Origin of the sequence: Peribacillus sp. NPDC046944 (assembly GCF_050272735.1) — a bacterium.
Classification (GTDB): Bacteria; Bacillota; Bacilli; order Bacillales; family DSM-1321; genus Peribacillus.
This window is the reverse complement of the sequence record NZ_JBNNML010000005.1, coordinates 257,662-276,753: the sequence shown is the minus strand read 5'-3', so window position 1 is coordinate 276,753 and position 19,092 is coordinate 257,662. Positions and strand designations below refer to the sequence as shown.

Genomic DNA, 19,092 nt, shown 5'->3' with positions numbered 1-19,092 from the left:
AGGTGGAAACATTGTGTTCCAAGATATTTCAGTTGATGAATTGCTCGATTTAAAGGATAAGAAAGAACTCACGGTAATTGATGTACGTTCCCCATCTGAATATAAAGACGCCACCATTCCTGGCAGTTTAAATATACCGTTTTTTGATGATGCAGAAAGAGCCGAGGTTGGAACGCTGTATAAACAAGTGAGTGCCCAGGCTGCTAAAGAACGAGGTTTAGAAATTATTTCAGTAAAATTACCACAGTTTATAAAGGATTTTGCTAAGATAGAAGGCAAAAAAGCCGTTTTTTGTTGGCGTGGGGGTATGCGAAGCAGGACCACTGCCACTGTCCTATCCTTAATGGGAATTAAAGCCCTTCGATTGGATGGAGGGTATCGTAACTATCGTAACTGGGTGGTAGATCACTTAGAAACGCTGGACATGAAACCCGAAGCCTATGTATTGAACGGATTTACCGGAACAGGAAAAACGACAATTCTGCATCGACTTAGGGAAGATGGATACCCTATTTTAGATTTTGAAGGTATGGCAAATCATAGAGGGTCTGTTTTTGGCCAGATTGGTCTGGAACCGAATAATCAAAAAAAATTCGATTCATTACTTTTCGAGAGTGTCCAAAAAGTTCAGCAATCACCGTTTGTTCTTATTGAAGGAGAAAGTAAAAGGATTGGTAAAGTCATAATTCCAGATTCCGTTTTAGCAAAAAAGGAACAAGGAATACAGGTATTCATCGATTTACCCATAGAAGAAAGAGTTCTTCATATTTTAGAGGACTATCAACCTTGGGAACATGAACAGGAGTGTCTAGAAGCCTTTTTAAGGATTAAAAGACGGATTCATACACCCATTGCTACTCAAATAGAAAATGATTTGAGATCCGGTAACTATTCGTCGGCAGTCGCACTATTACTTGAATACTACTATGACCCTATGTATCAACATACCGCTGACCATTTTCCCGATGATCGAAAAATCACAATCCAGGCTAAAAATGTGGATGAAGCAATTGAAATCATTCGTGAACGGTTACGTGTAAAGCATGGATAAGCAGTAGTGCTGTTTGGGTTTTCCTTTTCCAATCAATAATTAATCGGTTACCTGAATCCTAATTCGTTTTATAATGCAAAAAAGCACACCCTAAAAAAGGTGTGCTTTTTTTGATATTCTATTATTTATACATGTCAGCGATTTGCTTTTGTAATTTGCTATCTTCAAGGTACTCATCATAGCTAATTTGTTTATCAATAGTTCCTTTAGGTGTAAGTTCGATTATACGGTTTGCAACTGTTTCAATGAACTGGTGATCATGAGAAGAGAAAATCATAGCTCCTTTGAAATTGATCAATCCGTTATTCAAGGCTGTGATAGATTCTAAATCAAGATGGTTGGTCGGTTCATCAAGCATTAATACATTTGAACCACTTAGCATCATTTTAGAAAGCATGCAGCGGACTTTTTCTCCACCTGATAGTACGCTGGCTTTTTTCGTCACTTCATCACCGGAGAATAGCATTCTGCCTAGGAAACCGCGCAGGAAGCTTTCACTTTGATCATTAGGAGAGTACTGACGCAACCAATCAACAAGTGTCAAATCGACACCTTCGAAGAATTCAGAGTTGTCTTTCGGGAAATACGCTTGTGAAGTGGTAACACCCCATTTGTAAGTACCGCTATCTGGTTCCATTTCTCCAGCAAGGATTTTGAACATGGTCGTTTTAGCAATTTCATCTCTACCGACAAATGCAATTTTATCTTCTTTGTTCATGATGAAGCTTACGTTATTCAACACGGTCACACCATCAATGGTCTTTGTGATTCCATCTACACGTAGGAGGTCGTTCCCAATTTCACGCTCTGGTGAAAAACCTACATAAGGATAACGGCGGGATGATGGTTGAATATCATCTAGACTTATTTTATCCAATAATTTTTTACGTGAAGTGGCTTGACTTGATTTAGAAGCATTGGCACTGAATCGCGCAATGAAATTTTGAAGTTCTTTAATTTTTTCTTCTTTTTTCTTATTGGCATCTTGTGTCAATTTAAGAGCTAGTTGGCTTGATTCATACCAGAAGTCATAGTTACCGATGTAAATTTTGATCTTACCGAAATCCAAATCCGCAATATGTGTACATACCTTATTAAGGAAGTAACGGTCATGGGAAACGACGATAACGGTATTTTCGAAACCAATCAAGAATTCTTCCAGCCATCTAATTGCTTTTATGTCCAAGTGGTTGGTAGGCTCATCAAGTAAAAGGACGTCAGGCTTGCCAAACAGGGCTTGTGCAAGCAATACTTTCACTTTGTCGCCACCAGTTAATTCAGCCATTTTCTTTGTATGAAGGTCTTCAGAGATGCCAAGACCTTTTAAAAGGATGGATGCTTCAGGTTCAGCTTCCCATCCGTTAAGTTCTGCGAATTCACCTTCAAGTTCGGCGGCTTTCATACCGTCTTCATCAGTGAAGTTTTCTTTCATATAGATTGCATCTTTTTCTTGCATGACTTCGTATAGTCTTTCATGGCCCATGATGACAACTTTAAGGACCTCTTCTTCTTCAAAAGCAAAATGATCTTGTTTCAAAACGGCCAGGCGTTCGCCAGGTCCCATATGCACATCACCGGATTGTGCTTCAATTTCTCCGGAAAGAATTTTTAAGAATGTGGATTTACCGGCACCATTTGCCCCAATCAATCCATAACAGTTACCAGGCGTGAATTTTATATTAACATCTTCAAACAGTTTACGATCGCCGTAGCGCAAACCAACGTTATTTACTGTAATCATTTATTTACATTCCTCCAATGACAATATCTTTAAAATTATAACATGAAAGAGGGGTCAATAAAAATATTTTAGGTTAACATAAGGGAAAAGTGATATATGCGTGATAATTTGGCAATTTGCTCTATACACCGTTCTTATAAGAAAACTACTCTAATCCTTTATGTGAGTGATGTGGATGACTTGGTACTAGTTCTTTTATTTTGGCTTAATAAAGAAATATTTGCTCCCGTCAGCCCATCTAGATAGCCGTAACTATCATATCTCCGATATAAATATAACAATGATATTTCCAAATATTTAATTCTAATAGATTCTTTTCTGGAATATATAGTTTTTCATTCGAAATATAACGTAAACTGGACTTACTGCTTTAAAAAAGATTCTTAAAAAAACCGTTTGAGATAAATAAAAAGGTTGAATGTAATTGTCAATTCTTTTTTTCTTTGATAATATGTATGTCCATTTCCGAGGGCATGGTTTAATTTCACATGTTCTCACATGTAGAGGGGAAGGATCAGAATGATACGACATCCCGATTTTGAAAAAGAACGCGAGCGGTTGGATTTTACAAAAAGGTACATTGATGTAGTCATCAAAACTTCAGAGAGCAATAAGGATCAATTCCAGAAGAATATGCAAGAGGCTTTTGGTGATGCGGATTGGTCGGAGTCAGGTTTATACTCCCAGTTACTGACTACCGCCAATTTCTTTGAAATGTCTCAGTCTGAATTGGATAGTCTGAAAATAGCAAGGAACAAACCATACTTTGCAAGAGTAGACTTTGTCCGGCATGACAATACTCAGGGAGAAATTCTTTATTTTGGTAAAACATCCTTGTATCAACGTGAAAGCCAAGAACAGATTATCGTCGATTGGCGTTCGCCCATTGCCAATCTATATTATGAGGGCCGAATTGGAGAAGTGAAATATCAAGCGGAAGGAGAAACATTCAGCGGGGATATCACGTTAAAGCGGCAACTGATGATTGAGGATGGCGAGTTGGAAGAGGTCAGGGACATTGACTTGACTACAACGGATGAATTGTTGCAGGAATCCCTTTCTAAAAGCTCAAGCAATCGCTTGACAGACATTATCACGACGATTCAGGAAGAACAAAATAAAATCATTCGTGCCGATTTAAATAAACCCATTATCGTACAAGGGGCGGCTGGTAGTGGTAAAACGACGATTGCCTTACACCGGATTTCTTATTTCATTTACCATTACAAAGATTTATTTGATCCACGTCAGTTAATGATCCTTGCCCCAAGCCGAGTATTCATCGACTACATATCCGAAGCTTTGCCGGAACTGGGAGTCGATAAAGTCAAACAGTTCACATTTGCTGAATACGTCCAGGTGGCAATTGGGCGGCCTTTAAATCTAATACATGATGATAAGTTGATGCGTATATTGGAGGAAAATAATGACGAAACGAAAGTGGTAATCTGGATATCGGGTTTAAAAGGATCTCCTTTATTTAAATTGATTTTGGACGGATATATAAAAGATATCTTCCGGAGCTTTCACCCAGTGGAAGATTTTTATTGTGATAATTACCGGTTATATTCTGCCAAGAAGTTTATTAGATTATTAGAAGAAGATTATTGGTACCTGCCACTTTATGGACGCCTTGATAAGTTAAAGGACATCTTACAAAATGAAGTGAAATTGAAAAAGAAAAAAATGTTGGATCGAGTTGCTGATTTTTATCAAACGAAAATTGATAAAGCCTTCGCCAGGAACATTGATCCTGTAAAGCGGAAGGAATTTGTCACAAAGTGCCATGACAAAATGATAGAACGGACCGAACGGATGAAAAAGGCGATTCGTACGTCAGTTAAAGCTTATTTTAAGCCATTCACAAACAAAGGCTTGCTACAGTATTATCAGGAGTTATATCAGGATCCTGAACGTCTTGCCTTCTACAGCAACGGTAAACTAAGCTTCGAGGATGCACGTACGTTATGTGAATATAACCAAAGATTGTTTCATGAAAAAAGCTACGAAATCGAGGATTTAGGTGCCTTGTTATATTTACAGGAATTAATTTTTGGTGTTAATAAAGACCATAAAGCCAAAAACGTTGTCATAGATGAAGCCCAGGATTATAGTTTTATGCAATTGCAAGCATTGAAGACAGCCTTTGACACGGATATGTTCACACTTGTTGGAGACCTTGCCCAGGGCATTCATTCGTATAGGGGACTTCAAACATGGGAAGATGTTCATCGTTCCATTTTTCCTAGAGCGACTTATACAGAACTGCAAAAAAGCTACCGGACGACCATTGAAATCATGGGGCAGGCCAATCGGATTCTAAAAATGTTACCTTATGATTTTCCTGAGGTCGAGCCTGTGGTCCGTCATGGAAACGAACCTGAATTCATATCCATCAAAAGCAATTGGGAGGGGCAATTGATTGATCTTATCGAAAAGTTAAAGGAGGAAGGGTATCATACATTTGCCATCATCGCCAAAACGATGAAAGATTGCGTGCTCGCGAATGAAAAATTGAGTAAGCTGTCCAATGATTTTCATTTAATTAATGAAGAGGGTATGATTCCGAAGCATAAAACGATGATAATCCCATCCTATCAATCCAAAGGTCTTGAATTCGATGTTGTCGTGGCCTTATCTCTGGAAGAGACATTTCTTCTGGAGAATGAACTTGATTTGAAATTGCTTTATGTCACCATGACAAGACCTTTACATCGCCTTTACTTTTTTGGAAGTGAAAAAGAAGATTTTCTTTTAGCTTGATGGATAAGATAGGAGGCCGATAGACGTCTGTGCCTCCTATTTTGTCCTGCCTATTATAATTTCACTAGGATATCTAGGATATTATCCCAGCCATAACCAACTTCGGCTAACTCGATTCCGGCCATTTTAACCGTTTTTTCGCTGATTATGCGGCCGCCGAGTGCTTCGTAAAAACCCCTTGATGGATTGTCCTTTAACGCCCATATAATTAAATTAGCATGTTGCTTTTGTACAAGTTCATCTACCACTGCTTTCATTAGTTTTCTTCCGATCTCTTGCCGTTGGTACTCTTTTAACAGATAAATGGCGTATACCTCACCTTGGATATGAAGATGATTCGTTTGTTCTGGACCACCTGCTGCAAAGCCGACGATCTTTCCATCACCATTTTCAGCTATATATGTTGCACTATGAAGCATCTTTAGATTTCTTGACCAATTTTTTTTCCTGGTTTCTAAATTTAAAGAGTTCAGATATGAGTCTGGGAGAATTCCTTTGTAAGTGGATTGCCAACTTTTTATATGAACGTGGGCTATCCCAGTTATATCGTTTTCTGTAGCCTTTCTGATTTGCATGTGAAATCACCTTCCATTTAGTAGTTTCCCATAGAATATCATGACAGATGAGATTAAACTTCAGATTTATGTTTAAAAGTTTCTTATAAAGGAAAAGAAATAAAAGAGTCATTCAACGAGATGAAGGGAAGGTTGAGAAAGATGAAATTGAAAGTTGGTTTTTATTTTCCAGGTGGTAAAGAGATTGAGCATGAGGTCGATGGGGATGACAGTACACAAATCATTTCAAATATTCAGAAGCACCGCTTTTATAATTTAGTTAAAGGCGATACACATTATGTGGTAGACACTGAAAAGGCTGCATACTTCTCGGTGACAGAAATAGCTGATTGATTTTTAACCGTATTGGACATTTGATCCGATACGGTTTATTCTTTTTTTGGAGATAGAAATACTTTAAAGGAGTCAGTGATGAAAATTAATTTTACGAACAACCAATATAATACATTAATTAAATTGGTGCAGTATGGATATTGGATAGCATCTGATATGGAAAAAAATGAAGAATTCAGTGAGCTAGAGCAGTATTTGAATTCCTATGCGAAGGATTTTGGCGTGAAAGGAATTGAATATATAGAAGAGTATGGGATTTACGATGTGAGTCGTGAGCTTGAAGAAAAAATCCAAGAAGTAATTAATGAGTATGAAGATGGCGTTTTCCTGGATAAGCTTGCCTATCACATGGCAAGAAACGAGTTTGTGAAGGAATCGAAGCTCAAAAATTTCAGCCAAGAGGAAGCGTTTTTACGAGTACTTGAACTTGAAGAGAAATACCATCTCTATATAGAAGAGAATGGTCTGGAACATTTGAAAATTGATAAATGAAGAAAACATGAAAGGGAGAGGAACCTCATTTATTCCTCTCCCTTTCATTAACTCAAATTCTCCATTTAAATAATTTGTTATCAGGTATTTCCATGAGTGTTACCTAGCTTATTAACGGCAAATGTATAAAATGCCATCATATCTTCCCGCGAAGAAAACCCCGCTTGAGCCGATTTTTCATTGCCCCCACCTTTACCATTGTGTGAAGAAAGCCATTCCCTAAAGAATTGTCCACAATGAATGGAGATGGTGCCATCGTGTGAAAGCAGAGCCTTTTGTTCCTGTAACGTTATAAATAGGACAAGTGAGCTTTCTTTCCGATGTATAGCTGAAGAGAGCAGTTGTAGATCCTTCAATGTATGGTCTTCAAAAACATGAGCGATCAACGCCCCATCTTCTATATTTGCCAACAACGATGAAGCGAGAAACTCCATGTTTTTCAGTTTGAGCTTTTCATAAGCCATTGATAGCTTGTCGTGCTCGTTTTCCAATCTTTCCACCCTATTAAGGATATCTATACGACCTATATTAAATTTGTATGATAACGTAGAAAGTAAGGTCAAGCTGTCGGTATAGTCGTTTAACGCCCTTAAGCCACATTTAAAATAGAGACGTGTACTTTCTTTCTGTTTTTCCGTTTTGAGGATTTTAATAATTCCTATTTCTCCGGTTTGTTCCACGTGCGTTCCACCACAAGGATTAAATTCAATCCCCTCGATTTCTACAATTCGAATGTTTTCTGTCACCGTAGGCATTTTGACTACGGGTATGGTCTTCAATTGATCTTCAGACACAAAGTATGTATGTAACTTACGATTCTCATAGATATACTGATTGGCGATCCGTTCCGTTTCAACTGTTTGGACATCAGTCCAGGAAGGTGTATCAATATCAATGGAGACAATGTCTTGGCCAAGATGGAAACTGACGGTATTCGCGTTGAAAAGGTCTCTACAGACGGCTGAAAGTAAATGCTGTCCGCTATGCTGCTGCATATGGTCGAAACGGCGTTCCCAATCAAGCTTGCAATGTACGAAAAGGGAAGCGGGGCTGTTTCCAACCTTATGAAGGATATCTTCATTTTCATTTTTTGAAATTTCAAGAACTGGTATACCATCTATGCTACCAATATCCCCAGGTTGACCTCCACCCTCAGGGTAAAAAGCTGTTGCATCGAGCAGTATATAATAAAAGCCTTCTTCTTCAAAAATGTCGAGGACCTTCGTGTCCCATTCAGATACCTTGGATGATTCATAATATAGTTTCTTTGTCATAATAACCCCTATCCCATCTTTATTCAGTAAATTATATCACCCCCAACCATATTAATGGAATAAGGAACCTTTATCGGATGTTACAGTAAAATATGTAGTCTTTATGACAAAGATTCAAAAAAATTCATGAGACCGTCATTATGCTATTTATAGAAAAAACCTTTTGATGTAAAATATTCCTGAAAGAATATACTTTAGACCTAATTAAAATAAAAATATGGAATTGGGGCTCGACTATTTACAGGCTTTGTGTGAAAGTCGACTATCTTTTTTTCTATGCAATATGTTTATTTACGTAGGTTAGAAAGGGTCAAGTGATTAGAATTGCACATAGTCAATATGGAAAAATACAAAAATACTCTCTATCGAAATATTAAAAAACAGCTTTCTGATTGGTTGGAATTAGATAAAACGAAGATGGTTACTACAAATGAGGTACACCGTTTTCTTCATTCTATTAAAGGGACTGCAGGCACCATAGAGTTAGGTGGTCTCATGTTAATATCCGAAAATCTGTTAGGAAAGCTCGATGAAGACAGTGATGGAGTATGGAAACAAGATGACCTTGAAAATCTACTATTTGCTTTAATTGAACATACCTATGAATATGAGCATTTTGCAGAAGTGGAGATAAAAGAGAAGCCAGCCCATGATACACAGGCCCCACTCATTCAAATCATTGATGACGATATATCGATGCTGATTTTATTAAAGGACATCCTTGAAGAAAAAGGGTGGATGGTCATAACGAGTTCTGATCCGGTTAAAGCTACAAAACAATATTTTGAGATGCAGCCAGATTGCTTAATTCTAGATATTCAATTACCTACGAAAGATGGTTATCAAGTTCTGCAGGATATCCACTTTCATAATGAAAAATATTTCATCCCTAAAATCATGATTAGCATTCAAAATGACAAACAATCACGAATTAAAGCATATAAAATGGGGGCGGATGATTTCATTAGTAAGCCTATAGATATTGAAGAATTTGTTGTGAAAATAGAAAGACATATTCAGCGCAAGAAAATTTTCGATCAATCCGTCCTAATTGATGAACTTACTCAAGTATATAATCGTAGGTTCTTTGAAGATATGCTACCGCGTTATTTTCAGGATTTCAAACGAAACGGAAATCTGTTTTCGATTAGTATCATAGATCTGGATCACTTTAAAAGAGTAAATGATACATATGGACATGCGATGGGTGACGTCGTTTTGTTGGAGTTTGCCCAATTTATTAAAAACAATATCCGTAGTTCCGATTTGATTTGCCGGTATGGCGGTGAAGAATTTGTCATTATATTTCCTCAGACAGCAAATGAGGAAGCCAGGAATAAACTAACAGAATTAATAAAGATTTTCTCTACCAAAAGTTTCACTTATGAACAACGACATTTTTCTGTCTCTTTTTCTGCTGGTGTTTATACGGTACATGATGAGAGCATTACTCCTAAAGAGGCTTTTGAGGAAGCGGATAGTTCCTTGTATGAAGCAAAGCGTTTAGGGCGAGCGCGGGTGGAGAGCATTCAAAAAACTAGCATTAAAAAGAAATACCTTAATGTATCAGTGATAGATGACGATATCATTATTAGAACGATCTTAACGAAAATATTGCAGTCGATGGATTTTCCTCTTTATGATTTACATATAGCCGTATATGAAGATGGGGATTCTTTTTTGAATTCAAACCGGGCAAACGAAAACATCTCCCATTTTTTGATACTTGATGGAGTAATGCCAACTATGGATGGCATTGACGTACTGAAGAAAGTGAAAAAGGGTAGCAATGCCGATTCTTTTACCGTTTTGATGTTAACCGGTAGAAAAAGTTCGGGGGACATTGCTACAGCATTAAAATTGGGAGCGGATGATTATGTCACAAAACCTTTTAATATTACTGATCTTCAGGCAAGAATGGAACGTCTGATAAAAAAAATAATGTAAGCAGTAGACCATTTTTTCTATTCGATAGGAAAATAAAAGAGAAAGTAGGGTTGCGGTTTCAAAGAGTCACATGCATTTGAAACGAATTGATCCTTCTATTGCAGTACTGATCGTAAGGAGAATGAAAAAGTGAAACGGATTTTATTAGCTGAAGACGAAGAAATTTTGCGTATGCTTGTTGTGGATACATTAGAGGATGAAGATTACGAAGTCGATGAAGCTTCTGATGGTATTGAAGCGGTTCAATTACTTGAAAAGAATAGCTATGATCTCATCATCTTGGATTATATGATGCCAGGCTATACCGGTTTAGAAATCATTGAAAAAATCGAATCAACTGAAATTGAAAATAAAGGGAAAATCCTGATGCTATCAGCGAAAAGCCAGCAATTTGAACAAGAGAGAATTTTAGAAGCGGGAGCGGACTATTTCATGGCCAAGCCTTTTAGTCCAATGAAGCTTTTAGAGAAAATAGAGGCCATTTTAGATGAAGCTGAAACGTTATTCAAATAAGAGTCTTTCTCGTCAAGTAGTGAGTCTAATGACTGCTTGTATCATTTTATTCATAGTTGGTACAGGGATTTTATTTTATGTGTTGCAGACTGTGAATGCAGAATATATCCAGAAAAGAAATGGAATTGTTGAGAAAGAATTGTTGTTGGATGAAATTTACGAGCAATATAATAATGTCTTTTTGGATGCTAGAGGTTATATTGCATTTGGAAATGAGACATATAAAGACAAAGTTTGGAGCAGGGAAGATAAGATACGACATGATATTTCCACTTTCAAGGACCTATCAAGTTCAAAAGCCGATGAAAAAGTCCACACCGATCTCGTGAATTTTACTGATTATTATTTTAATGCCATTAAGCCTGTTTTTTCGAATATGGAAATGGACGGGAGTAGGGATAAGGGTAAGCAAATAGAAAATGAGATCACTGCCCAAGTTGCGGATTTTCGCGACAGTGTAAGGTCGTATTCGTCTGCGCTTTCAGAAAAGCTTGATGAGAATGTGAATGCATTGGCAAAAGAACAGTCCATTTTACAAGGGACCTTTATCGGATTCGTACTTGTTTTCTTATTGGTCTTTCAGAAAGTCGTGAGAAGCATTATTAGGAATATCGGAAAGCCTTTGGCTGATTTTTCATTTGCAGCTAATGAGATTGCAGCTGGTAGGGACGCCATCATTTCAGTAGATGAAGGCCGGGGAGATGAATTAGGGGTTTTGGCCATTGCCTTTAGAAAGATGATTGCAAGCATTCAGGATAAAGAGCAGGAATTGATGGCTCATAATGAAGAATTGCTTGCTCAGCAAGATGAACTTCAGGCCCAGCAGAATGAATTACAAGAAACGTTGGGGCTTATAACGAAGAATGAGAAACAACTGACTAGAAGAAATGAACTAATAAATGGTATTTCCACTTCTTTGGATAAAAATGACGTTCTTAAAAGTATTGTCTGTAATATGAGCAGTTTGATTGGAGCTGACCGTGGTATGATCACTCTAATTAATGAAGATGCATATTCTTCTTTCGGCATATCGGAATATGGAGTACAGCAATACCGAAAGAATATCAATACTGGGTTAAATGAACGCTTAATAGAAGGAAAAAAGCCATTCACTGTTAAAAGAGAGCAACATGTCAGTGAAAAGGGATACCATGAAAATACGAATTACAGTTATGATTTATTTCTTCCCGTTCTATCCGCTTTGCAAGAGGTCGACGCAATCATGGTTTTCAGCCGTTATGGATCCGCTTATACAGAAGAAGAAATGAGTGAATGTGAAACATTGGCTAAGCAGATTTCAACTTCACTTGATAAAATCAAGCTGTACGAGCAAACGGAAGATAATCGCCGGTTAAATCAGGATATCCTGAGCACGATACAGGAAGGCATTCAATTAATAGACCAAGATAGAAAGATTGTTCAAGTGAATCAACAATTTTGTGACCTATTCAAACCGGGGTCGGAACCAGTACATGTCATCGGATCTCCATGGGAAAGATGGAGTAGTGAAATGGATAGCCGGATTGCCCAAGAAGATTTCTTGGATACCTTGGAAAAAGCATTAAAAAGAGCGGATGAAGAAGCGGACTCTGAAGAGCGCACGTTCACTTTTCACAAGAAAGAAAACAACCAGGTTCTCAAGGTGTACTTTGAAACTATAAAGTATGGTGAAGAAGCTTATGGCACCATTTTGGTTTTTCGTGATATTACGAAAGAATATGAAGTGGACCAAATGAAGTCCGAGTTTGTCAGTACCGTCAGTCATGAATTGCGTACCCCGCTTGCGAGTGTTCTAGGCTTTACCGAATTAATGTTAAATAAACCGTTAAAACCGGAAAGACAAACAAAGTATTTACAGACTATTTATAATGAGGCGAAGAGGCTCACCGCTTTAATCAATGACTTTCTGGATGTGCAACGAATGGAATCGGGTAAACAAACATATGAGAAGAAATATGTTGAGATTCTACCGTTGTTGCAAAAGGTCATAGGGAACCTTGAAATTAGCACATCACTCCATGATATTCGTCTTCTTGCGGAAACTGATGATCTCGTGATTATAGGTGACCGCGCAAAAATCGAACAAGCTATAATGAATCTATTGAGTAATGCAATTAAATACTCTCCAGATGGAGGGAAAGTTCTTATTCGGGTGTACAGCAAGAAAGAAACGTTATCCATCGATATCGTGGATGAGGGGTTGGGAATCCCACAGGAATCCCTTAAGCATTTGTTCCAGAAATTTTACCGTGTGGACAATTCGGACCGCAGGCGGATAGGAGGAACGGGTTTAGGGTTATCCATCGTGGAGGAAATCGTCAAATCGCATGGTGGGCATATATCCGTAAAATCAGAGTACGGTCGTGGAAGTACATTCACCCTTTCATTCCCTAAGATAACCCTTAAGGAAGAACGTACCCTGAATGATGGACATTCAAAAAAATTGAGCTATGATATCATGGTCATTGAAGACGATTTCAATTTAGCGGAGTTATTAAGATACGAACTGGTTGACAGCGGTTTTCAAGTCAGTTATTTCAAAAGCGGAAAGAAGGCGCTTCAGAAATTGAAGCAATCGCCTCCGGATGCCATCGTCCTTGACATTCTCCTTGAAGAGGGGGAAATGGATGGGTGGTCAATCATGAAAGAGTTGAAAGAAAGACCGGAGTTAAAGGACATCCCCATTTTTGTATCGACTGCGCTTGATGAAAAAGAAAAAGGTTTTTCGCTTGGGGCAAAGGAATACTTGGTTAAACCATACAAACCAAGTCAATTATCAAAGGTGATCATGCATACGTTATTAAGCAATGGAAAAAAAGGCCAGATTATGGTCCCACGTCCATCCTGGGAAGCCGAAAGAAGCCTTTGAAAAATAAAAATGTTAGAATAGGTGTACAGAAAGATAAAAAAATGATAGATTCAAATATGATGGAAAAATAAATATTTGGGTACAATTGTAGGTAAAGGTAAGTTACAGGAGGATTTTTATACATGCAAAAAATTCAGGCCGGTTTGGCTGTAGAGTTACAAGTAGAACGTAAGGCTGATTTCGGATGGTTCTTGACTGATGGTTCGGAAGATGTCTTGCTACACCATAATGAAGCGAATGAAGGTACTGTACTTGAAATTGGTGATGAAGTTACAGTATTTATCTATCATGATAAACAGGCACGGTTAACGGCTACCATGAATATTCCGGAAATACAGATTGACAAATATGGCTGGGCAGAAGTCGTCAATGTACAAAAGAAGCTAGGCGTCTTTGTGAATATTGGGCTTTCTAAAGATATTCTTGTATCTTTGGACGACCTTCCGAACATCGATCGTTTATGGCCGGAAGTGGGGGATCGTCTCTATATTTGCCTGAAAACAGATCGGAATGATCGTTTATTCGGCAGACTTACAACGGAAGATACCATTCAAGAAATCACTGTTCCAGCTCCATTAAAAGGAGTCCGCAATACTACCGTAAAAGGGAATGTATATCGATTGCTGATGGTCGGTTCCTTCTTTGTTTCGGAGGAAGGGTATCGTTGCTTTATTCATGAAAGTGAGAGAAAAGAAGAGCCGCGCCTAGGAGAATTTGTTGAGGGGCGTGTAATCGACAGTAAGGAAGATGGCACACTTAACGTTTCTCTATTTCCATTCAAGCAAGATCTAATGGAAGAAGATGCTGATATCATCTATACTTATTTAATGAATCGCGGTGGAGCCATGCCATATGGTGATAAGACTCCGCCTAGTGATATCCAGTTCCATTTCGGTTTAAGTAAGGGAGCCTTTAAACGTGCTCTTGGTAAATTGATGAAAGAAGGAAAGATTTATCAAGAAGAAGGATGGACATACTCTTCTGATCGTAAATGATAAAAAAGCAGCGGAATGAACTTCTCCGCTGCTTTTTTATGGTTTTTATTAAAAGATTTTCTTTTTCCCCTTTTCTTCTTTTAAAATCTCCACCGCTTCACGAAATCTCATGGAATGAACAATTTCCCTTTCCCTTAAAAACCTTAATGAATCGTTGATGTCCGGATCATCCGAAATGTCAATCAACCATTGATAGGTTGCTCTGGCCTTTTCTTCTGCTGCAATATCTTCATATAAATCTGCTATGGGATCGCCCTTTGCTTGAATATACGTAGCCGTCCATGGATTTCCTGCTGCATTTTCATAGAAGAGGGCGCTGTCGTGATTAACATAGTGGTCACCAAGACCGGCCTCTAGCATTTGTTCCGGTGTGGCGTCTTTTGTAAGTTTATAAATCATCGTTGCAATCATTTCTAAATGGGCAAATTCTTCCGTTCCAATGTCGGTCAGTAATCCGATAACTTTTTCCGGAATTGTATAGCGTTGATTTAAGTATCGTAGTGCGGCAGCCAATTCACCATCAGCGCCTCCATATTGTTCCCTTAAATATTTAGCGAGTGTGGGATTACAAGTACCAACCTTTACTGGATATTGTAGCTTTTTCTCATATATCCACATAGATATCTCTCCTTAAACCTGCCATGGCCATGGTCCTTGGCCCCATTCCCATTTATTTTCACCATCTGGACTGTTTCCAAATTGAAACAATGGGCCGTATTTAGGTTCAAATGCAGCCTTCAATTTGGTTGAGTATTGTTGAAATTGGTTAAATTGTTGTAAAGCTTGCTGATCATGGGGATGTGTATCCAAATACAGAGTCAGCTCGACTAACACGAAATCGGCAGCTTGTATTTGGCCGAGTAACTGGTAGTATTCATCATCCAGTTTCCTATTCATTACTATTTCTCCCTTTCACGATATGGATTATCATAATAATCGTAGAAAAATTTCCAAAGCGTACCATACTTCAAAGCTTCTTCTGGAGAAAATTGTTCTAGGTTAGGCGGCTGAAAATTAATATACAAATTCGGAGGCGTACGGTAATACTTTCTTCCGATTGGTGGACATGGATCGAATTTGCTATGAAAAGGCTTATAGGACTTGATCAGGGTAAAAGTCTTTTCATTTGCCAAGGAAACTCCTCCTTTCAATAAAAGGTCATCCATTAATAATTATGCTGTTGTAAATAAAATATGCCTAATGAAAAACGGCCAAAAAGAAGGACAGATTCTACTTGGAATCATTTTTGTGTTTTTGGGCTTGTTATCCTCTTGTTATCTTTCTGTGATGTTTGACATCTATTCTTTATCTGTTTGTTCTTTGTATAGGGACAAACTGTGATAGTATTTAGAACATAGCTTTTGAAAGAGTTCACAAGGAGGTACGATATATGAAAAAATCAATTTTATCGTTAACGGCCGTGGTGGCCATATCAGGAGCATTTACAATACCGGTTCAAGCTGAGGAAGTTACAGTCAAAAATGGTGACACACTATGGGGATTATCTCAATCACATAAAGTTTCAGTAGAAGATATTAAATCATGGAATCAATTAACGTCAGATTATATATATGTGGGAGACTCCTTACATATTTCTCAAGAAGAGCAATATACCGTAAAGGCTGGAGACACATTATCGCAAATAGCGAATAAATATCATGTTTCGATTAAGGACCTTAAATCATGGAATAATTTAAATACAGATACAATTCATCCAAAACAGGCCCTAGTTATTAAGCCAGCGGCAAATAAGGTGGAGGCAGCAAGTACAGGTCCAGATAATAAGGCAGAGCAAGCTGCACCAGCACAAGAGACTGCACCAGTACAAAAAACTGCACCTGCACAACCTGAAAAAACAGAAAAAGAGAATAATGTATCGCAAAATGAATCAAATCAAGACAATGTAGCAAAAGAAATGACTGTAAGGGCAACAGCCTATACGGCAGATTGCCAAGGATGTAGCGGCGTCACAGCGACAGGGGTGGATTTGAAAGCAAATCCAAATGAAAAAGTCATTTCCGTTGATCCATCTGTCATACCGCTAGGAACAAAAGTATATGTAGAAGGCTACGGTTATGCAACGGCAGCTGATACAGGTAGTGCGATTAAAGGAAATAAGGTCGATATTTTCATTCCAAATAAAGAAGATGCTCTAAACTGGGGCGTCAAAAACGTTAATCTAAAAATCCTTAATTAATAACTGACAATTGCTCTATATGAAAGAAGGGATGGACACAGATAATATCTGTGTCTATTTTTATTCTTTTGGTGTATGAAAAAAACGAGTACAATAGAGATATTAAAACAATAGTCAATTGGGGGAGTCACACTTTGATAGAAAAAGCACGCGAATATTTACAGCAGTATTTTGGGTATGAATCATTCAGGTCAGGCCAAGAAAAGATTATCGAGCAAGTCTTAGATGGAATAAACACAGCTGGAATTATGCCGACTGGAGGAGGAAAGTCAATTTGCTACCAGATTCCAGCCCTACTTTTACCAGGCATCACACTCGTTATATCCCCGTTAATCTCCTTGATGAAAGATCAGGTTGATGCCCTCGAACAAAACGGCATCGATGCCACTTTTCTCAACAGCTCCATATCTGGTACGGAAGCTTCCAATAGGATGAGAGATATTAAGCAGGGAAGGTACAAGCTGGTATACCTGGCACCGGAACGATTGGAAAACCATATTTTTCAGAGGGATCTGGCTAGTGTGGATATATCGATGGTCGCGATAGACGAAGCTCACTGCATCTCTCAATGGGGTCATGATTTTAGACCAAGTTATTTAAAAATCAAAACCTTTTTGAAAGAAATGCCGACAGCTCCAACCATTCTTGCCTTAACAGCGACAGCAACCCCGAATGTAACAGAAGATATCTGTCAGTCATTGGGAATTACTGCAAACCATACGGTATCCACAGGATTCGCTAGGGAAAATTTATTTTTTTCCGTCGTCAAGGAAGAGAACCGCGGTCGATATTTAATGCGTTATATTGAGAAGAATAAAAATGAGTCCGGTATTATATATGCTGCAACAAGAAAAGAAGTCGATTCATTACATGCCAAACTCAACAAAGCGGGTATTAAAACAGGACGTTATCATGCTGGAATGAATGAACATGATCGATCTGAACAACAGGAGCTATTCATTCGTGACGATATATCTTTGATGATTGCAACCTCAGCTTTCGGTATGGGCATTGACAAATCAAACGTTCGTTATGTCATCCATTACCAAACGCCGAAGAATATGGAAAGTTATTATCAAGAAGCAGGTCGTGCAGGACGTGATGGATTGGATAGTGAATGTATTCTGCTTTATTCACCTCAAGACATGCAGATTCAGCGTTTCTTAATCGACCAATCCAATCCCTCTCAAGAATGGCAAGCCCAAGAACTGAAGAAGCTGAATAGGATGAAGGATTATTGTTTTACAGAAGGGTGTTTACAAGCATTTATCCTTCGATACTTTGGTGAAGAGAATCCGGAAGATTGCGGTCATTGTGAAAACTGTACGGATAAACGTGATGCCGTAGATGTGACAACTCAGGCGCAAATGGTCCTTTCGTGCATGTTGCGAATGGGGGAAAGGTTCGGCAAGACGATGATCAGTCAAGTGCTTACAGGTTCAAAAAACAAAAAGATAGAACAATTTGGATTCCATAAGCTCTCGACATATGGAATCATTAATAATCAGTCAGCTAAAGATGTTGCCGATTTCATAGATTTTTTGACCGCCAAGCAATTTATCGAAATGACAGGTGGGCAATTTCCTGTTCTTAAAGTAACAAATGCTGGTAGGGAAGTATTGCTAAATCAGAAGCAAGTGCTACGCAAAGAAGTGAAACAAGTCACCAGCATTAATGTGGATCATGGTTTGTTTGAAGAATTACGACGTGTAAGAAAAGACATCGCAAGTGCGGAAAATGTGCCGCCATTCATTATTTTTTCGGATGCCACTTTAAAGGATATGGCAACAAGGTTACCTGTGACAGAACAAGATTTCCTTGAGGTCAAAGGCGTGGGCTCACAAAAATACGATCGTTTTGGTAGGACATTTTTAGAGGTAGTTTCGAATTATTTACAAGCACATCCTGACATTGAGTCGAATAGAATATATAAAAAAGAAACGACGAAAAGCAGTACAGGACCTTCACATATCGAAAGTTATCGTTTATATCAAGAAGGAAAGTCAATCAAAGAAATTGCAACGATAAGAGGCCTGTCTACAATTTCCATCGAAAATCATTTATTAAAGTGTGCGGAAGAACAAATGGATATCAAATGGGAGGGTTTCTTCAATCAAGAAGAGTACGATTTAGTACTGGAAACTGCTAAACAACTTGATTCCGGAAAGCTAAAACCTCTTAAAGAGGCCCTTCCCAATCATTTTTCATACTTTCAGATAAAAGCGATCATGGTAAAAGCCACATTAGCTAACTAATTCATCAAATAATGGTTATTTTTTAGCGCTGGATAAATAAGAAATTGATTTGATACGTATACTATAGAAGTAAAACAGCCGAAAAGT

16 protein-coding genes are annotated in these 19,092 nt (G+C 38.1%); 10 read left to right on the top strand and 6 right to left on the bottom strand.

The window, feature by feature from the left end:
• Nucleotides 1-13 precede the first annotated feature (13 nt).
• On the top strand, nt 14-1,051 hold the full coding sequence (mnmH, locus tag ACQKIC_RS11820) for a tRNA 2-selenouridine(34) synthase MnmH (RefSeq protein WP_402958669.1): 1,038 nt from the start codon (nt 14-16) through the stop codon (nt 1,049-1,051).
• 121 nt (nt 1,052-1,172) lie between these two features.
• Here mnmH and ACQKIC_RS11815 read toward each other — a convergent pair whose 3' ends face one another.
• Complete coding sequence (locus ACQKIC_RS11815) at nt 1,173-2,792, bottom strand: ABC-F family ATP-binding cassette domain-containing protein (protein WP_402958671.1); 1,620 nt, start codon at nt 2,790-2,792, stop codon at nt 1,173-1,175.
• 519 nt (nt 2,793-3,311) lie between these two features.
• On the opposite strand from ACQKIC_RS11815, the gene ACQKIC_RS11810 reads away from it, so the two are divergent.
• On the top strand, nt 3,312-5,555 hold the full coding sequence (locus ACQKIC_RS11810; protein ID WP_427591200.1) for a HelD family protein: 2,244 nt from the start codon (nt 3,312-3,314) through the stop codon (nt 5,553-5,555).
• 53 nt (nt 5,556-5,608) lie between these two features.
• On the opposite strand, the gene ACQKIC_RS11805 is transcribed toward ACQKIC_RS11810, so the two are convergent.
• A complete protein-coding gene (locus tag ACQKIC_RS11805) occupies nt 5,609-6,130 on the bottom strand; it encodes an N-acetyltransferase family protein (RefSeq protein ID WP_427591202.1) in 522 nt (173 codons plus the stop codon).
• A gap of 120 nt (nt 6,131-6,250) precedes the next feature.
• Here ACQKIC_RS11805 and ACQKIC_RS11800 point away from each other — a divergent pair, with 120 nt between their 5' ends.
• Nucleotides 6,251-6,463: a hypothetical protein gene (locus ACQKIC_RS11800; protein WP_402868768.1), complete on the top strand. Its 213-nt coding sequence runs from the start codon at nt 6,251-6,253 to the stop codon at nt 6,461-6,463.
• 78 nt (nt 6,464-6,541) lie between these two features.
• Complete coding sequence (locus ACQKIC_RS11795) at nt 6,542-6,955, top strand: hypothetical protein (protein ID WP_403122700.1); 414 nt, start codon at nt 6,542-6,544, stop codon at nt 6,953-6,955.
• Nucleotides 6,956-7,035: 80 nt separating this feature from the next.
• On the opposite strand, the gene ACQKIC_RS11790 is transcribed toward ACQKIC_RS11795, so the two are convergent.
• Nucleotides 7,036-8,229, bottom strand: coding sequence for an alanyl-tRNA editing protein (locus ACQKIC_RS11790; protein WP_427591204.1), 1,194 nt, complete (start codon nt 8,227-8,229; stop codon nt 7,036-7,038).
• A 339-nt stretch (nt 8,230-8,568) separates the two neighbouring features.
• Here ACQKIC_RS11790 and ACQKIC_RS11785 point away from each other — a divergent pair, with 339 nt between their 5' ends.
• From ACQKIC_RS11785 to ACQKIC_RS11770, 4 genes are all read left to right on the top strand, one after another.
• Complete coding sequence (locus ACQKIC_RS11785; RefSeq protein WP_427650547.1) at nt 8,569-10,176, top strand: GGDEF domain-containing response regulator; 1,608 nt, start codon at nt 8,569-8,571, stop codon at nt 10,174-10,176.
• Nucleotides 10,177-10,305: 129 nt separating this feature from the next.
• Nucleotides 10,306-10,689, top strand: coding sequence for a response regulator transcription factor (locus ACQKIC_RS11780; RefSeq protein WP_427591207.1), 384 nt, complete (start codon nt 10,306-10,308; stop codon nt 10,687-10,689).
• Entirely contained in the window at nt 10,664-13,558 is a 2,895-nt protein-coding gene (locus ACQKIC_RS11775; RefSeq protein WP_427591208.1) for an ATP-binding protein, read from the top strand. Before ACQKIC_RS11780 ends, ACQKIC_RS11775 begins: the two co-directional genes overlap by 26 nt.
• 122 nt (nt 13,559-13,680) lie before the next feature.
• A complete protein-coding gene (locus tag ACQKIC_RS11770) occupies nt 13,681-14,553 on the top strand; it encodes a CvfB family protein (RefSeq protein WP_427591209.1) in 873 nt (290 codons plus the stop codon).
• Nucleotides 14,554-14,601: 48 nt separating this feature from the next.
• Here the strand turns inward: ACQKIC_RS11770 and cotJC are convergent, their stop codons facing one another.
• Genes cotJC through ACQKIC_RS11755 form a run of 3 tightly spaced genes read right to left on the bottom strand, consistent with a single transcriptional unit; the run spans nt 14,602 to nt 15,686 of the window.
• Nucleotides 14,602-15,171, bottom strand: coding sequence for a spore coat protein CotJC (cotJC, locus tag ACQKIC_RS11765; RefSeq protein ID WP_402868755.1), 570 nt, complete (start codon nt 15,169-15,171; stop codon nt 14,602-14,604).
• 12 nt (nt 15,172-15,183) lie between these two features.
• Nucleotides 15,184-15,450 (bottom strand): spore coat protein CotJB, encoded by a 267-nt coding sequence (locus tag ACQKIC_RS11760; RefSeq protein ID WP_402868753.1) that lies wholly within the window; start codon nt 15,448-15,450, stop codon nt 15,184-15,186.
• Between the two features lie 2 nt (nt 15,451-15,452).
• A complete protein-coding gene (locus ACQKIC_RS11755; protein ID WP_427591210.1) occupies nt 15,453-15,686 on the bottom strand; it encodes a spore coat associated protein CotJA in 234 nt (77 codons plus the stop codon).
• A 257-nt stretch (nt 15,687-15,943) separates the two neighbouring features.
• Between ACQKIC_RS11755 and ACQKIC_RS11750 the strand changes: the two genes are divergently transcribed.
• Complete coding sequence (locus ACQKIC_RS11750) at nt 15,944-16,750, top strand: LysM peptidoglycan-binding domain-containing protein (RefSeq protein ID WP_427591211.1); 807 nt, start codon at nt 15,944-15,946, stop codon at nt 16,748-16,750.
• Nucleotides 16,751-16,884: 134 nt separating this feature from the next.
• Entirely contained in the window at nt 16,885-19,005 is a 2,121-nt protein-coding gene (gene recQ / locus ACQKIC_RS11745) for a DNA helicase RecQ (protein ID WP_427591212.1), read from the top strand.
• Nucleotides 19,006-19,092 lie beyond the last annotated feature (87 nt).

Excerpts from the sequence above, each read along its gene's own strand:
- ACQKIC_RS11800 (WP_402868768.1), top strand. The coding sequence starts at position 6,251 with ATGAAGGGAAGGTTGAGAAAGATGAAATTGAAAGTTGGTTTTTATTTT.
- ACQKIC_RS11750 (WP_427591211.1), top strand. The coding sequence starts at position 15,944 with ATGAAAAAATCAATTTTATCGTTAACGGCCGTGGTGGCCATATCAGGA.
- ACQKIC_RS11790 (WP_427591204.1), bottom strand. The coding sequence starts at position 8,229 with ATGACAAAGAAACTATATTATGAATCATCCAAGGTATCTGAATGGGAC.
- ACQKIC_RS11770 (WP_427591209.1), top strand. The coding sequence starts at position 13,681 with ATGCAAAAAATTCAGGCCGGTTTGGCTGTAGAGTTACAAGTAGAACGT.
- cotJC (WP_402868755.1), bottom strand. The coding sequence starts at position 15,171 with ATGTGGATATATGAGAAAAAGCTACAATATCCAGTAAAGGTTGGTACT.
- ACQKIC_RS11795 (WP_403122700.1), top strand. The coding sequence starts at position 6,542 with ATGAAAATTAATTTTACGAACAACCAATATAATACATTAATTAAATTG.
- ACQKIC_RS11760 (WP_402868753.1), bottom strand. The coding sequence starts at position 15,450 with ATGAATAGGAAACTGGATGATGAATACTACCAGTTACTCGGCCAAATA.
- ACQKIC_RS11810 (WP_427591200.1), top strand. The coding sequence starts at position 3,312 with ATGATACGACATCCCGATTTTGAAAAAGAACGCGAGCGGTTGGATTTT.
- ACQKIC_RS11815 (WP_402958671.1), bottom strand. The coding sequence starts at position 2,792 with ATGATTACAGTAAATAACGTTGGTTTGCGCTACGGCGATCGTAAACTG.
- ACQKIC_RS11805 (WP_427591202.1), bottom strand. The coding sequence starts at position 6,130 with ATGCAAATCAGAAAGGCTACAGAAAACGATATAACTGGGATAGCCCAC.
- ACQKIC_RS11775 (WP_427591208.1), top strand. The coding sequence starts at position 10,664 with ATGAAGCTGAAACGTTATTCAAATAAGAGTCTTTCTCGTCAAGTAGTG.
- ACQKIC_RS11785 (WP_427650547.1), top strand. The coding sequence starts at position 8,569 with ATGGAAAAATACAAAAATACTCTCTATCGAAATATTAAAAAACAGCTT.